Annotated in this window: 14 protein-coding genes; 9 read left to right on the plus strand and 5 right to left on the minus strand. The window is 64.7% G+C overall.

All coding sequences use genetic code 11. The annotated features are described in order from the left end of the window. Positions 1–93 precede the first annotated feature (93 nt). The gene (locus L858_RS0105890) at positions 94–1,389 is read left to right on the plus strand and encodes an MFS transporter (RefSeq protein WP_022682221.1); all 1,296 of its coding nucleotides are present in this window, start codon (positions 94–96) and stop codon (positions 1,387–1,389) included. Positions 1,390–1,408: 19 nt separating this feature from the next. Here L858_RS0105890 and L858_RS0105895 read toward each other — a convergent pair whose 3' ends face one another. Then, the gene (locus L858_RS0105895) at positions 1,409–1,600 is read right to left on the minus strand and encodes a hypothetical protein (RefSeq protein ID WP_022682222.1); all 192 of its coding nucleotides are present in this window, start codon (positions 1,598–1,600) and stop codon (positions 1,409–1,411) included. Positions 1,601–1,738: 138 nt separating this feature from the next. Between L858_RS0105895 and L858_RS19755 the strand changes: the two genes are divergently transcribed. The 8 genes from L858_RS19755 (at position 1,739) to L858_RS0105935 (ending at position 9,727) form a co-directional block, all read left to right on the plus strand. Then, on the plus strand, positions 1,739–3,811 hold the full coding sequence (locus tag L858_RS19755) for a transglycosylase domain-containing protein (RefSeq protein ID WP_420801825.1): 2,073 nt from the start codon (positions 1,739–1,741) through the stop codon (positions 3,809–3,811). Positions 3,812–3,826: 15 nt separating this feature from the next. Next, positions 3,827–4,249, plus strand: a complete 423-nt coding sequence (locus L858_RS0105905; protein ID WP_022682224.1) for an iron-sulfur cluster assembly scaffold protein — start codon at positions 3,827–3,829, stop codon at positions 4,247–4,249. Continuing rightward, complete coding sequence (locus L858_RS0105910; RefSeq protein WP_022682225.1) at positions 4,249–6,069, plus strand: monovalent cation:proton antiporter-2 (CPA2) family protein; 1,821 nt, start codon at positions 4,249–4,251, stop codon at positions 6,067–6,069. Before L858_RS0105905 ends, L858_RS0105910 begins: the two co-directional genes overlap by 1 nt. Beyond that, positions 6,066–6,395: a DUF423 domain-containing protein gene (locus tag L858_RS0105915; protein WP_022682226.1), complete on the plus strand. Its 330-nt coding sequence runs from the start codon at positions 6,066–6,068 to the stop codon at positions 6,393–6,395. The genes L858_RS0105910 and L858_RS0105915 overlap by 4 nt, the downstream gene beginning before the upstream one ends. Positions 6,396–6,437: 42 nt before the next feature. Then, positions 6,438–6,908: a Fur family transcriptional regulator gene (locus L858_RS0105920; protein WP_022682227.1), complete on the plus strand. Its 471-nt coding sequence runs from the start codon at positions 6,438–6,440 to the stop codon at positions 6,906–6,908. A 49-nt stretch (positions 6,909–6,957) separates the two neighbouring features. Beyond that, positions 6,958–8,892, plus strand: coding sequence for a 1-deoxy-D-xylulose-5-phosphate synthase (dxs, locus tag L858_RS0105925; RefSeq protein ID WP_022682228.1), 1,935 nt, complete (start codon positions 6,958–6,960; stop codon positions 8,890–8,892). A 63-nt stretch (positions 8,893–8,955) separates the two neighbouring features. Beyond that, entirely contained in the window at positions 8,956–9,411 is a 456-nt protein-coding gene (locus L858_RS0105930) for an SRPBCC family protein (RefSeq protein WP_022682229.1), read from the plus strand. Beyond that, complete coding sequence (locus L858_RS0105935) at positions 9,398–9,727, plus strand: ArsR/SmtB family transcription factor (protein ID WP_022682230.1); 330 nt, start codon at positions 9,398–9,400, stop codon at positions 9,725–9,727. The genes L858_RS0105930 and L858_RS0105935 overlap by 14 nt, the downstream gene beginning before the upstream one ends. Before the next feature lie 7 nt (positions 9,728–9,734). Here L858_RS0105935 and L858_RS0105940 read toward each other — a convergent pair whose 3' ends face one another. From L858_RS0105940 to L858_RS0105955, 4 genes are all read right to left on the minus strand, one after another. Further along, positions 9,735–10,148, minus strand: a complete 414-nt coding sequence (locus tag L858_RS0105940; protein ID WP_022682231.1) for a DUF3035 domain-containing protein — start codon at positions 10,146–10,148, stop codon at positions 9,735–9,737. Beyond that, positions 10,148–10,660: a signal peptidase II gene (gene lspA / locus L858_RS0105945; protein WP_022682232.1), complete on the minus strand. Its 513-nt coding sequence runs from the start codon at positions 10,658–10,660 to the stop codon at positions 10,148–10,150. Before lspA ends, L858_RS0105940 begins: the two co-directional genes overlap by 1 nt. After that, positions 10,660–13,563: an isoleucine--tRNA ligase gene (gene ileS, locus L858_RS0105950; protein WP_022682233.1), complete on the minus strand. Its 2,904-nt coding sequence runs from the start codon at positions 13,561–13,563 to the stop codon at positions 10,660–10,662. Before ileS ends, lspA begins: the two co-directional genes overlap by 1 nt. A 113-nt stretch (positions 13,564–13,676) precedes the next feature. Continuing rightward, a complete protein-coding gene (locus tag L858_RS0105955) occupies positions 13,677–14,618 on the minus strand; it encodes a bifunctional riboflavin kinase/FAD synthetase (RefSeq protein ID WP_022682234.1) in 942 nt (313 codons plus the stop codon). Positions 14,619–14,621 lie beyond the last annotated feature (3 nt).

Here is a 14,621-nt window from a genome sequence, read left to right on the forward strand (position 1 = left end):
GCCCCTACTTTCCGCACGGAAGGCTTGCACTTGGTGGAAAGCAACGGCTAGACCGCGCTTCGCTCATCCACAGCGAAGAAGACCCCCTCGCCTATGCAAGCCTCTCTCAGGCTCCTCGACAAGCGACGTTTTCTGCCGCTTTTCATCACCCAGCTGCTCGGTGCCTTCAACGACAATCTGTTCAAGAACGCGATGGTGCTGTTCGTCGTCTATAGCGTCTATAATGACGAGCGGTCGGAAACCTGGTTCAGCGCGCTCGCGACCGGGGTGTTCATCCTGCCCTTCTTCTTGCTCTCGGCGCTGTCGGGTCAGTTGGCCGATCAGCGCGACAAGGCGACCATCATCCGCTACGTCAAGGCGGCGGAGATCGCGATCATGGCGGTCGGAGCCGCGGGGCTGGCGCTGATCTGGAGCGGGATCGCGGTTCATGTCCTCGCCATTCCGCTGCTGCTCGCCGCGCTGTTCGCCATGGGCGTGCATTCGACCTTCTTCGGCCCGATCAAATATGCGATCCTGCCGCAACACCTGCATGATGACGAAGTGCTCGGCGGAACAGGGCTGGTCGAGGCCGGCACCTATATCGCCATCCTCGCGGGCACCATTTTGGCCGGCATCATCCCGGTTCAGGTGGCAGCCGGCGGCATCGTTGTGACGGCGTTGATCGGTTATGTCGCGGGGCGGGAGGTGCCCCCCGCGCCCTCGCTGCTGGACCGCCAGCCGATCGATTTTCACATCATTCGGTCGTCGATTACGCTGGTGCGAGGCACCATGCATATTCGCCGCCTCTATCTCGCCATCATGGCCATCAGCTTCTTCTGGTCGGTGGGCTCTATCCTGTTCATTCAGTTCCCCCCGCTGGTGAAAAACGTGCTGACCGCCGACAAATCGGTCGCCAGCCTCTTCCTCGGCATCTTCTCGGTCGGGATCGCCATCGGCTCGATCGCGATCAACCGGCTGCTGAGCGGTCATGTCTCCGCCCGCTACGCGCCCGCAGCGGTGATCGGCATGGGGCTCAGCGTCCTCGCCTTCCATGTCGTCTGCGATCTTTGGACCCCGGCTCCGGGCGGCCAGATGCTCTCGCTCGCCGGGTTCCTGGCCCATCCGCTGGCGATCCCGCTGTCGCTGTGCCTGCTGAGCGTCGCGACATTCGGCGGCATGTTCGTAGTGCCGCTCTACGCGTTCCTCACCACCACGGTGGAAAAATGCGAAGCGGCCCGGACGGTCGCAGCCAACAACATCGTCAATTCAGGCGCGATGGTGATCGGGTCGCTGCTCACGATCGGCCTCAGCCTCATGGGCCTTTCGGTCGTCAACCAGCTGCTGCTGGTGGCCGCGCTCTGCCTGCCCTGCGCCTGGATCGCATGGACGCTACACAAGGCCTGCGATTAAGCGCGAAGGTTAAGTTGTCTCAGAAAATAAAGCTGTAGAACGCCGTGAAGAAGGCGCCGAAGCTCAACAGGAAGAGTTTCCAGTCATTGTCGTCCGACTCCGCCGCCTTGCTGCTTTTCCCTTCCAAAGCGCGCAGAACATGGCGCGGCAGCCGCTGGCGGAAGGGATGCCGCGCGGACTCGGTCGTAAGGACAAGGGGTCGGGTTCGCATAAGGGCGAGTTAATGCTTTCTTTACGATCATGGCCACTCTCAATCAGGGTTAACCGGAGCCTGTCCCGCGACGGGACAGGCTTGACTGTATCAGGCAAATAACACAGCATGACCGGACCGATGAAAGATCCGCTGCCCTTGTCCGAGACTGACACGCCGCCGCGCGCGTTCGGAGCAGGACCGCCCAGTGCCTTTGCGCGCCCTTCTCGGCTCAAGCGCCGCTTGCATATAGCCGGCTGGATCGCCGCCGCCATGCTCGCGCTGTTGATGGTCATCGTCGCCTGGCTGGCGGTGACAGCGCCGCTTTCCCGATCGCTGAAGCCGATTGCGCCGCCCAGCATCAGCCTCCTGTCGGCTGACGGCCATCTGATCGCCCGGCGCGGCGCGATCATCGACAGGCCGGTAACGATCGCCGAACTGCCGGCCCATGTGCCCCAGGCGTTCATGGCGATCGAGGACCGCCGCTTCTACAGTCACTGGGGCGTCGATCCGCGCGGCATCGCGCGTGCCGCCTGGCATAATCTCTGGTCCGACGGCTCGTCGCAGGGCGGAAGCACCATCACCCAGCAGCTGGCCAAAGGCGTTTTTCTCTCCAGCGACCGCACCTTCGGCCGCAAGGCGCGGGAAGCCCTGATGGCCTTCTGGCTGGAGGCGTGGCTGACCAAGGATCAGATCCTCGAACGCTATCTTTCGAATGTCTATTTCGGTGACAATGTCTATGGCCTGCGCGCGGCTGCGCTCCACTATTTCGACCGCCAGCCCGAGCGGCTGACGATTCCGCAAGCGGCAATGCTGGCCGGGCTGCTGAAGGCACCCTCCCGCCTCGCACCGACCTCCAACCTCAAGGGCGCCCGTGAACGGGGCGATCTGGTGACGCAGGCGATGGTGGAGGCCGGCTATATCAGCAAGGCCGAGCGTAACGTCCTCGCCCCTGCCCGCCTCCGTGTCCGCGAGACGCCCGATCCGACCAGCGGCACCTTTTTCGCCGATTGGGTCCTGCCGCAGGCGCGCGACCGGGCGGGCGCAGTCTATGGCGCGCAGAATGTTGCCACCACCCTCGACTGGCGCATCCAGCGGCTGGCGGAGGGCGCCATCCGCCGCGCGCCGCTCGGCAAGGCGCAGGCGGCGCTGGTCGCGATGAAGCCCGATGGCAGCGTCGTCGCCATGGTCGGCGGCAAGAATTACAGCAAGAGCGCCTTCAACCGCGCGGTCCAGGCGAAGCGCCAGCCGGGATCAACCTTCAAGCTGTTCGTCTATCTCGCCGCCTTCCGCGCCGGCATGACACCGGATGATTTCATTGAGGACACGCCGATCACCACGGGCAGCTACCGCCCGGCCAATCATGGCGGCAAATATCGTGGAAAGATCACCCTGCGGCAAGCTTTCGCCGCATCCAGCAACGTCGCTGCGGTACGGCTGACGCAGAAGGTCGGTGTGGACAATGTCATCAAGGTCGCCCGCGACCTTGGCGTCACCGCGCCGCTGACCGAGGATCTCAGCCTCGCGCTCGGCACCTCCGAAATCCCGCTCATCGAACTCACCGAAGCCTATGCGGCGGTCGCGGCGGGCGCCTACCCCGTCCTCGCGCACGGCCTCCCGCCCGAGGAGCAGAGCTGGTTCAGCCGGCTGATGAGCCGCCAGCACCGCTTCAGCGACGATCAACTTGAAATGATCCGCGATCTCCTGTCCTCCGCCGCCAACCGCGGCACGGGCAGCGCGGCGGCGCTGCGCACCAGCACCTTCGGCAAGACCGGCACGACGCAGGACAGCCGCGACGCCATCTTCGTCGGCTATGCCGGCGGGCTGGTGACGGCAGTATGGATCGGCAATGACGACAACAGCCCGCTCCCCGGCGGCGCGGCGGGCGGCGGCGTCCCCGCGCGCATCTGGCGCGACTTCATGGGCCGCGCGATCAACGAACCGGTCGAGGATGCGCCAACCGAAGAGCAGGACAGCGACCTCGTCAACGCCATAGCCAACGTCACGGTGGAGGCGGGCCTTGGCAACATGTCCGTCGGCCTCGATACCGAAGGCATGACCGTCAATGTCGGCCCGGCGCAGATCAGGCTGCCGATCGATCAGCCGCCGGGCCCGCCCCCCCGCCCCCCGCCGGGCCGCAGCCCGGCACTCCTCCTCCGCGCGTCGTTCCGACCAACCCCGATGAACTTGAGGAATGATGCCCTCTCGCCCTTTCTCACCGAAGCTTCCTGAACTACATGGGTCGAGATGAACGCCCCCCTTTACAATAAGGACATATTGCGGCTGGCCGCGAGTATTCCGCATCATCAGCGGCTCGCAAACCCGCTGGCGACGGTCGAGAAGCGCTCTCCTACCTGCGGATCGCGCGTCACCGCCGACGCGCGGATGGAGGGCGGCCGGCTCAAGGAACTGGGGCTTGACGTCAAGGCCTGTGCCCTCGGCCAAGCCTCGACGTCATTGATGGCCGCTCACGCCATCGGCATGACCGCGGATGAACTGGCTGCGGCGCGGGACAAGCTCACCGCCTGGCTCGCCGGAGAGAGCGAGGATCTGGACTTCTGGCCCGGCCTTGCCGTGCTCGCGCCTGCGCGGGGCTACCCCGCGCGCCATGCCTCGATCCGCCTCGGCTTTGAGGCGATCGCCGAAGCCGCCCGCACGGCCGACGCCTGATGCAGGACCATGTTGCCGCAGCGGCCGCACCCGCCCTCTCCGCCACCGACCTGCTGCTGTCCGAAGGCGTCATCCTGCTGGGCGCGGCGGTGCTCTTCGTCATGCTGTTCCGCCGCCTCGGCCTGGGCGCGGTGCTCGGCTATCTCGTCGCGGGCGCGCTCGTCGGGCCGCAGGGGCTCGGCCTCGTCACCGGCGGCGAATCGAAGCTCGCCATTGCCGAGATCGGCATCGTCCTGCTGCTGTTCCTCGTCGGCCTCGAACTCCACCCCGCGCGCCTCTGGCGGCTGAAGCGCGACATCTTCGCGCTGGGGCTTGCCCAAGTCGTGCTGTGCGGATGCCTGCTCGCCGCGATCATCTTCTACACCACGGGCTTCACCTGGGGCGCGGCGATCGCGCTCGGCCTGCCGCTTGCCCTTTCCTCGACCGCGCAGGTCCTGCCCGGCCTCAAGAGCAGCGGCCGGATCAATTCGCCCTTCGGTGAGAAGGTCTTCTCGATCCTGCTGTTTCAGGACCTGTCGATCGTCCCGCTGATCACAATCGTCGCCGCCCTGTCGCGCAACCCTGCCGATGCTGGCGGACCGCCCGGATGGATGATGGCCGGCTACACTGTCGCGGCCATCGCGGGGCTGGTGCTCGCGGGGCGCTTCATCCTGCGCCCGCTGCTGCAATTTGTCGGTCGGCTGGGCGAGCGGGAATTGTTCGTGGCGGTCGGCCTCTTCACCGTGTTAGCGGCGGCGGCGCTGATGCACGCGCTGCACCTTTCGACGGCGCTCGGCGCCTTTATCGCGGGCGTGATGCTCGCCGACTCGCCCTACCGGCATGAGATAGAGGCGGACGTCGAACCCTTCCGCTCCATCCTGCTCGGCCTGTTCTTCCTGGCGGTGGGCATGGTGCTCGACCTTCACACCGTCGCCGCGAACCCGCTCTTCGTCATCGGTATGGCGGCCGTCCTGGTCGCGACCAAGGCGGGCCTTATCACCCTCCTCGCCCGCCTGTTCGGCATGGAGTGGACGCAGGCAGTCGGTGCCGGCCTGCTGCTCAGCCAAGGCGGTGAGTTCGGCTTCGTGCTGTTCGCGCAAGCGCAGAACGCCCTGCTGATCGCGCCCCAAGCCGCCAGTCTGTTCAGCGCTATCGTCACCTTCTCCATGGCGACGACACCCTTCCTGATGCTGTTCGCCCGCCGTCTGGAGTTCGCCAAACCGAAAAGCGGCAGCGACCTTCCGGGCCCCGATGAAGCAACGCGCGGCACCGCGATCATCGTCGGCTATGGCCGCTTCGGCCAGACGGTCGCGCAGATGCTGATGGGGCATGGCTTCGGCGTCGTCCTGATCGACAAGAAGCCCTCCCAGATAGAGGTTTCGAGCCGGTTCGACATGAAGGTCTATTATGGCGATGGCACCCGCATCGACCTGCTGCGCCGCTCCGGCGCGGAGGAAGCCCGGCTCATCGCCTTCTGCATCGACGACCCCTCGCTCGACAGCCGCGTGCTCGAACCCATAGCCGAAGCCTTCCCGCAGGCCGCGCTGCTGGTGCGCGCCTTCGACCGGCGCCAACAGATGGCGCTCCGCGACATGGACCTCGCTGGCATCGTGCGCGAAGTCTTCGAATCGTCGGTCTGCATGGGCGTGCAGGCGATGCAGGCGCTCGGCGTGCCACCGGAGGAGGTGGAGGAGGTCGAACGTCAATTCAGGGACAATGATGCCCGGCGCATGGCCGTTCAGGTCGAACAGGGCAGCCTGATGGCGGCGAAGGACCTGATGTTCCGGCCCGGCCGCCGCATGATGCTGGCCGCACGTGGCGATGGAGGGGAAGAGGCATGATCGCGGTTCTGGCCTGTCTTTCTGCGGCGCTCGCCATCGGCGCCGGCGCTTTCGGGGCGCATGGCGCGTCCAGCCCGCAGGCGGCCGAATGGCTGCGCACCGGCGGGCTTTACCAACTGATCCATGCAGTGGCGGCGCTTTGCATCGTGGGCGTGGCGCGCGGCCCCGCCACGCTGCTGCTGATCGGCGGCGCGATCTTCGCCTTCACCCTCTACGCCATGGCAGTGGGCGCGCCCAAATGGCTGGGGGCGGTCACCCCCATCGGCGGCACATTGATGATCGTCGGCTGGCTGTGGGCGGGCTGGACCTATTGGCGCGGCTCATAAGCCGCCCTTGCCCCCGACAGGCGCCAAGCATAGATTAGTATCATGGCCGAGCATAATCATCACGATCATCATGAACGAGGCGGCGCCAGCCTGGCGGATGCGGCACGCTTCACGCTGGAGGCGCAGCAGGAGCAATGGACGCCGATGCGCGCGGCCATTTTCGATGCCCTGGCGGCAGAAACGACCCCGGCCTCGGCCTATGACATCGCCGACAGCGTGTCGAAGGCGCGCGGCAAGCGCGTCGCGCCCAACAGCGTCTATCGCATCCTAGACCTGTTCGTGAACAACAACATCGCGATGCGCGTTGAAAGCGCGAACGCCTATATCGCCAATGTGCATCCGGGCTGCCAGCACGACTGCATCTTCCTCGTCTGCAAGAACTGCAAGCAGGCCACCCATGTCGACGACGACAAGGTGACGGACAAGGTGCGCGCGGTCGCCAGGCAGGAAGGATTCCAGCCCGAGCGGCCGGTCGTTGAGATTTTGGGCACCTGCGCGAAATGCGCCGCATGAGGCCAGCGTTGCGTTATGTACCGGAACGGCCTAGCGCGCATCGGAGTCTATGTCTTTCATGAACGATCGCCCCTCCACCCCTCTGCTCGACCAGGTGATCTGGCCGGCGGACCTGCGCGCCCTGAAGCCCGAACAGCTGGGGCAAGTAGCCGACGAACTGCGGCAGGAAGTGATCTCCGCCGTCGGCGTGACCGGGGGGCACCTCGGCTCCGGCCTTGGCGTGGTGGAGCTGACCACGGCGATCCACTATGTGTTCAACACGCCCGACGACAAGCTCGTCTGGGACGTCGGCCATCAATGCTACCCGCACAAGATCCTGACCGGGCGGCGCGACCGTATCCGCACCCTGCGGCAGGGCGGCGGCCTTAGCGGCTTCACCAAGCGGAGCGAGAGCGACTTCGATCCGTTCGGCGCGGCGCACAGCTCCACCTCGATCAGCGCGGCGCTTGGTTTCGCGGTCGCCAACAAGCTCGCCAACAAGCCGGGCAAGGCCATCGCCGTCATCGGCGACGGCGCCATGTCGGCGGGCATGGCCTATGAGGCGATGAACAACGCGCGCGAGGCCGGCAACCGGCTCATCGTGATCCTCAACGACAATGACATGTCGATCGCGCCGCCTGTTGGGGGCCTCTCCGCCTATCTGGCGCGGCTGGCGTCCAGCCGGGAGTTTCTCGGCCTTCGCGACCTTGCCAAGCGGCTGGCGCGCAAGCTTCCCCGCCCCCTCCACAACGCCGCGCGCAAGACAGACGAGTTCGCTCGCGGCATGGCGATGGGCGGCACCTTGTTCGAGGAATTGGGCTTCTACTATGTCGGGCCGATCGACGGCCATAATCTCGACCAGCTGATCCCGGTGCTGGAAAATGTGCGCGATGCGGCGGAAGGCCCCTGCCTCATCCATGTCGTGACGCAGAAGGGCAAGGGCTATGCCCCGGCCGAAGCAGCGGCCGACAAATATCATGGCGTCCAGAAGTTCGACGTCATCACCGGCGCCCAGGCCAAGGCCCCTCCCGGCCCGCCCAGCTATACTGGCGTCTTCGCCCAAGCGTTGATCGCCGAGGCTGAGCGCGACGAGACGATCTGCGCGATCACGGCGGCCATGCCTTCGGGCACCGGCCTCGACAAGTTCCAGCAGGCTTTTCCCGGCCGCACCTTCGACGTCGGCATTGCCGAACAGCATGCAGTGACCTTCGCCGCTGGCTTGGCGGCGCAGGGCATGCGGCCCTTCTGCGCCATCTACTCGACCTTCCTTCAGCGCGCATACGATCAGGTCGTCCACGACGTGGCGATCCAGAACCTCCCCGTCCGCTTTGCCATAGACCGCGCGGGTCTGGTGGGCGCGGACGGCTCGACCCATGCGGGCAGCTTCGATGTCACCTATCTCGCCAGCCTGCCCAATTTCGTCGTCATGGCCGCCGCTGACGAAGCCGAGCTGGTGCATATGGTGCACACCGCCGCCATGCATGACAGCAGTCCGATCGCGCTGCGCTATCCGCGCGGCAACGGCACGGGCGTGGCCCTTCCGGAGACGCCTCAGCGGCTGGAAATCGGCAAGGGCCGGATCGTCCGCGAAGGGCGGCAGGTTGCTATCCTGTCGCTCGGCACGCGGCTGGAGGAAGCTCTGAAAGCCGCCGAAGCTCTGGAAGCGAAGGGCCTGTCCACCACGGTCGCGGACCTGCGCTTCGCCAAGCCGCTGGACGAAGCGTTGATCCGTCGCTTGCTAACCACCCATGAGGTTGCCGTGACCATCGAGGAAGGCTCAATCGGCGGCCTCGGCGCGCATATTTTGACGCTGGCGAGCGACCTTGGGCTGATCGACAATGGCTTGAAGCTGCGCACCATGCGCCTGCCCGACATTTTCCAGGATCAGGACAAGCCGGAGAAGCAATATGCCGACGCCCGGCTCGACTCCAGCGCGATCATCGACACGGTCCTGACGGCGCTCCGCCACAACAGTGCCGGCGTGGGAACCGAGGCGCGCGCCTAATCCGCAACCAAATAGTTGCGCATTTACACAGAGGGTTCATATCGGCAGTCAGGAGGTGCCGATATGAGCGATAGCATCATCAAGTCCATCGAGATCGCCGCGCCCTTAGCCCGTGTCTGGGACGCGCTGATCGATCATGAGAAGTTCGGGTCGTGGTTTCGGGTAGCACTCGACCAACCCTTCGCCGTGGGAAAGCCATCCACGGGCCATATGACCTATCCCGGTTATGAGGATTATCGCTGGGAAGCGCGGGTCGTGGCAATCGAACCCATGACCCGCTTCGCCTATGAATGGCCTGCGACCGGTGGCGACAAGGAACTGATGGAAAGCGGCGTGCCGGTGCCGGAATGGACTCTGGTGGAGTTCGTGCTGGAGCCGATCGGTGATCGCACTCGCCTTACGGTCACCGAAAGCGGGTTCGAGCATGTACCCGAGCCGCGGCGGAGCAATGTCATGCGCTCCAACGACGGCGGCTGGAACGAGCAGGTGAAGAATATCCGCGACTATGTTGAGGGGTGAAGAAGCGCCTGCGCGGCTCTTTGCGGCATTGGGGGATGCCACCCGGCTGGGGTTGATCGGCCGTCTTTCCGAAGGCTCCGAGCGGTCGATCGTTCAGCTAGGACAGGACTTACCGATCAGCCGCCAAGCGGTCGCCAAACATCTGGACGTTCTGCTGGACGCAGGGCTTGTCCGGCGAACAAGGCAGGGGCGGGAGATGCTGTTCGCCCTTCGCCCCGAAATGGTCACTGAAGCCCGGGACTGGCTCACTGAAGTGGAGAACCAGTGGGAGGGGGCCTTGGGCCGGCTCAAGACTTTTGTCGAGAGCCAGCCCTAGGAAGTTATTACTGCTGAGGCGTGGCGGCGCGGGCGTCCTGGCCGTCACCCTCGGGCGCGGCGATGATATCGCGAGTAGTCGCGCCCTTATCCACAACCTCTGTGCCCGGATCGCCTGCCGACGAACGAATACCGGCGGCGGCATTGGCTCGGCCCGCCGCCGTCAGGGCGGAGGTTTCCGTGGCGCTGCGCTGGGCGGGACCGCCGAACATGGCCTCCATCGCCGCCCTGCTGGAATCCACCGACGCAGCGGCAGGCGTGCCCGGCGCAGGCGGGACGAGGGCGTAGTCAGGCGGGATTACCAGCGGAGCCTGACGCGAAACGGCGAACTCGTCGGGACGGTCGCGGTTGAACAGACCGCCGCCGCCGCCGCAGGCGGACAGAGTCGAGATCAGGCCGGCGGCGAGGATCAGTTTACGCATTAGTTCAAAGTCTCCGTCTTTGCGCCCTTCTCGCGCAGCAGAAGCGCTCGCGCAAGGAGGATCAGCACGCCGATCGTGATGGCCGCATCGGCCAGGTTGAAAATCAGGAACGGGCGCCACTCGCCGAAATGCAGGTCGGCATAATCGACGACATAGCCGAGGCGCACGCGATCCACGATGTTGCCGATTGCGCCGCCAAGGACAAGGCCCAGCGCGGCGACGTCCTGCCGTGCCCTTTCGCGCCACATCCACACGCCGACGAAGCCGGCGATCAGCACGGTCATGCCGACCAGCAGCCAGCGCATCATGTCGGTGTCCGCGTGGAAGAAGCCCATCGAGACGCCGCGATTTTCCAGCCAGCGCAGCCGGAAGATCGGGAGGATCTCTATGCCCTCATCCATCCGGCTTTTCAGGGCAAGCGGATAGGTGACGGTATATTTGATGAGTTGATCGAGCGCGAGGGTAACGATCGCGACGGTCAGGCCCAATGGACGGTGGTTGGCAGCAGCCATCAGCCGAGCACCTCCTCGCAGCGCTGGCAGAGGGTTCCGTCCTCCTCCACCTCGGGCAGGAGACGCCAGCAGCGGCCGCATTTGTGCCAGTCGCTGGGTTTCACCACGATACCGTCGCCCTTGCCCATTTCGATGCGCGCAACAATGGCGATTTCAGCGAAGTTCACACCGTCGCTGGGAACCAGTTCACCCATGGTGACATCGGCCTCCAGGCTGGAGCGGACGACTTTCTCTCGGCGCAGCGGTTCGATGGCTTCGTTGACCTGATCGCGCCGGTCGCGCAGTTCGGACCATTTGGCGTCCAAACCTTGGTCCAGCCAAGCCGCATCGACTTCCGGCCATTCGAGGAAATGGACGCTTTCTTCGTTACCTGGGAAACGACTTTGCCAGACTTCCTCAGCGGTGAAGGGGATGATCGGCGCGGCGTAGCGGACAAGGGCATGGAACAGCGTGTCCAGCACGGTGCGATAGGCGCGGCGCTTGGGGTCGCCCTTCGCATCGCAATAGAGGCAATCCTTGCGAATGTCGAAGAAGAAGGCCGAGAGATCGCTGTTGACGAAGTCGAACAGGGCGCGGGTATAGCGGCTGAATTCCAGCCAATTCTCGCTGCCCGCCGCCTTGTCGACCACGCCGCGGAGCTCCGCATCAAGCTTCGCCAGCAGGTGGAGCATGTAGCGCTCCAGTTCCGGCATGTCGCTGACGGGGAGCTTCTCGTCCTCCGAAAAGTCGATAAGAGCACCCAGCAAGTAGCGGAAACTGTTGCGGAGTTTGCGATAGGCGTCGGAGGAACCGGCCAGCACCTCCTTGCCGATGCGGACATCGTCGAAATAGTCAGTGCTGGCGACCCAGACGCGCAATATGTCGGAGCCGCTTTCGGCAATGACTTTCAGCGGATCGACCACATTGCCCAGGCTCTTCGACATTTTGCGGCCCTGTCCGTCCAGCGCGAAGCCATGGGTCAGGACGGCGTCGTAAGGCGCGCGGCCGCGGGTGCCGCTGCTCTCCAGCAGCGAGGACTGGAACCAGCCGCGATGCTGGTCGGAGCCTTCCAGATAGAGATCGGCGCGGACGGGGCTCCCGTCAGGGTTATTTGGGCCATAGCGGCCCTCGACCACGAAGCTGTGGGTGGAGCCGCTGTCGAACCAGACGTCGAGAATGTCGTTCACCACCTCATAGTCGGCGAGGTCGTAATCGGGGCCGAGCAGCGCCTGATGATCGGCGCCGAACCATGCGTCGGCGCCAGCGCCCTTGAAGGCTTCGATGATGCGGGCGTTGACCGCCTTATCAACGAGATATTCGCCGGTCTTGCGATGGACATAGAGGGCGATGGGGACGCCCCAGGCGCGCTGGCGGCTGATCACCCAGTCCGGGCGCCCTTCCACCATCGAGCGGATGCGGTTGATCGAGCGTTCGGGCACCCAGCGGGTATTCTCGATCGCGTCGAGCGCGGTGCCGCGCAGGGTCGCGCCGTTGTTCTGGCGGGCGAGAATGGCTTCTTCCTCGGCGCAGCGGGGGATGACGCCGTCGCCGATGGGGCGATCCATCGGGATGAACCATTGCGGGGTGCAGCGGAAGATGATCTTCGCCTTGGAGCGCCAGCTATGGGGATAGCTATGCTTGAAGTCGTCGGACGCGGCGAGCAGGCCGCCTGCTTCGCGCAGGTCCGAGCAGATCGGGCCGTCCTTGCTGACGAATTTGGGGTTGATGACGCTGCCCTGGCCGCCGAGCCAAAGCCAGTCCTCGCGATATTTGCCGTCATTCTCGACGGCGAAGACCGGGTTGATACCGTTGGCCTTGCAGAGGGCGAAGTCGTCCTCGCCGTGGTCGGGCGCCATGTGGACGAGGCCGGTGCCTGCGTCGGTGGTGACGAAATCGCCCGCGAGGAAGGGACGCGGCTTGCCGAAGAAGCCGCCGAGGGAGTGCATCGGGTGGCGGGCGACGGCTCCGGCGAGCTTTGCACCCAAGTAGGTATTATCGACCCAGTAGCGCTTCAGACCTTCGTTGTCGTCTTCTGCCGGCACATTGTCGGAGTCGAGTAAGGTCAGTCCTGTGCGAGCCTTGAACTGGTCAATCAGATCGAATGCAATGACATAGCGCCTGCCATCACTCGCAAGAAAATGCGAATAGGCGACCCGCTCACCATAAGCCAAAGCCTGATTGACCGGGATTGTCCAAGGCGTGGTCGTCCAGATCACCGCATGAGCGCCGACCAGTTCCGGCGCGTTGGGCGCTTCGACAATCTCGAACGCCACGTCGATCTGGGTGGAGACGATGTCCTCATATTCCACTTCCGCCTCGGCCAGCGCGGTCTTTTCGACCGGGGACCACATGACGGGCTTGGCGCCGCGATAAAGCTGGCCGCTTTCCGCGAATTTCAGCAACTCGCCGACGATGGTGGCTTCGGCGTCGAACTTCATGGTGAGATAGGGATCGTCCCAGTCACCCATGACGCCAAGGCGCTTGAACTGCTCCTTCTGCACGCCCACCCACTTGTCCGCATAGGCGCGGCACTGGGCGCGAAATTCCTGTGCGGGAACCTCGTCCTTGTTCTGCTTCTTCTTGCGATATTCCTCCTCGATCTTCCATTCGATCGGGAGGCCGTGGCAGTCCCAGCCAGGCACGTAAGGCGCGTCCTTGCCGAGCAGCGACTGGCTGCGGACGATGATGTCCTTGAGCACCTTGTTCATCGCATGGCCCATATGGATGTCGCCATTGGCATAGGGCGGGCCGTCGTGGAGGATGAAGCGTTCGCGGCCCTTCCGGCGCTCGCGCAGCTTGCCGTAAAGGTCCATTTCCTCCCAGCGCGCCAGAATGGCCGGTTCCTTCTGCGCGAGGCCAGCCTTCATCGGAAAGTCGGTGACGGGAAGGAAAACGGTGGACTTATAGTCAGGCTGGTCGGTCATGGGCGCGCTTATATCTGAGCCCGTTCTGCTCGAGCCTGTCGAGAGCCATGGATAGAGAGGCGTTCTCGACAGGCTCGAACCGAACGGAGGTTGGTGCGGATTAGGGCCGTGCCCTACGCGACGTGCGGCATTCCCGCAAGGATTTGCCGCGCGTCTTCGCAGTCCTGGGCGATCGCCGCCATCAGCGCGTCCAGACCGTCATATTTCGCTTCCGGGCGGAGATAGTGGATCAGTTGGACTTCGATCCTCTGGTCGTAGAGGCTCTCGGCAAAGTCGAAGAAATGCGGCTCCAGCAACTCCTTGGGCGGGTCGAAGCTGGGACGGATGCCGAGATTGGCAGCACCGTCCAATACCCGCCCGTCCGGTAACAGGCCACGCACGGCATAGATGCCATAGGCCGGCCGTATATAATGGGCGAGGTCGAGATTGGCGGTGGGAAAGCCGATGGTGCGGCCAAGCTTGTCGCCATGCTGCACCACGTTCTCTATGGCGAATGGACGGGTAAGGAGACGGGTTGCCGTGCCGCAATCGCCGGACTTGAGCGCCTGACGAACACGGGTGGAGGAAACGATCTGACCATCAGCACTGGCGACCGGCGCTACCGCTTCGGCGGCCATGCCCATGGTGGCGCCAAGCTGAGAGAGGGTGATGGTGGAACCCGCGCGATCCTTGCCGAAGGTGAAGTCTTCGCCGGTGACGACGCCTGAGACGCCCCACTCCTCAGCCAGCAGACGGATAAAGGCCTCTGGCCCCAGGGTTGCGAGATGCGGAGTGAAGTCGAAGACCAGCATCGCATCCGCTCCCGCCCTCGCGAAAAGACGTTCCCGCTGGTCGAGGGTCGTGAGGCGGAACCAGGGCGTGTCCGGGCGAAACAGCCGCATCGGATGCGGATCGAACGTGGCGATGATCGCAGGGCGGCCCTGCGCGCGGGCATGTTCGATGGCGCGGCTTGCCACGGCCTGATGCCCGGCGTGAAATCCGTCGAAATTCCCCAGCGCCATGATGCTGCCACGCAGATGGGCCGGCATCGGGTCGCTGCTGTGCAGCCGCTCCATGAG

Source organism: Sphingobium bisphenolivorans (assembly GCF_000412635.1).
Lineage (GTDB): Bacteria > Pseudomonadota > Alphaproteobacteria > Sphingomonadales > Sphingomonadaceae > Sphingobium > Sphingobium bisphenolivorans.

Bases quoted from the DNA above. Each gene is read 5' to 3' on its own strand.
- ileS (WP_022682233.1), bottom strand. From the start codon at position 13,563: ATGACCGACCAGCCTGACTATAAGTCCACCGTTTTCCTTCCCGTCACC.
- L858_RS0105890 (WP_022682221.1), top strand. From the start codon at position 94: ATGCAAGCCTCTCTCAGGCTCCTCGACAAGCGACGTTTTCTGCCGCTT.
- L858_RS0105920 (WP_022682227.1), top strand. From the start codon at position 6,438: ATGGCCGAGCATAATCATCACGATCATCATGAACGAGGCGGCGCCAGC.
- L858_RS0105910 (WP_022682225.1), top strand. From the start codon at position 4,249: ATGCAGGACCATGTTGCCGCAGCGGCCGCACCCGCCCTCTCCGCCACC.
- L858_RS0105930 (WP_022682229.1), top strand. From the start codon at position 8,956: ATGAGCGATAGCATCATCAAGTCCATCGAGATCGCCGCGCCCTTAGCC.
- L858_RS0105895 (WP_022682222.1), bottom strand. From the start codon at position 1,600: ATGCGAACCCGACCCCTTGTCCTTACGACCGAGTCCGCGCGGCATCCC.
- L858_RS0105940 (WP_022682231.1), bottom strand. From the start codon at position 10,148: ATGCGTAAACTGATCCTCGCCGCCGGCCTGATCTCGACTCTGTCCGCC.
- dxs (WP_022682228.1), top strand. From the start codon at position 6,958: ATGTCTTTCATGAACGATCGCCCCTCCACCCCTCTGCTCGACCAGGTG.
- L858_RS0105935 (WP_022682230.1), top strand. From the start codon at position 9,398: ATGTTGAGGGGTGAAGAAGCGCCTGCGCGGCTCTTTGCGGCATTGGGG.
- lspA (WP_022682232.1), bottom strand. From the start codon at position 10,660: ATGGCTGCTGCCAACCACCGTCCATTGGGCCTGACCGTCGCGATCGTT.
- L858_RS0105915 (WP_022682226.1), top strand. From the start codon at position 6,066: ATGATCGCGGTTCTGGCCTGTCTTTCTGCGGCGCTCGCCATCGGCGCC.
- L858_RS0105905 (WP_022682224.1), top strand. From the start codon at position 3,827: ATGAACGCCCCCCTTTACAATAAGGACATATTGCGGCTGGCCGCGAGT.
- L858_RS0105955 (WP_022682234.1), bottom strand. From the start codon at position 14,618: ATGGAGCGGCTGCACAGCAGCGACCCGATGCCGGCCCATCTGCGTGGC.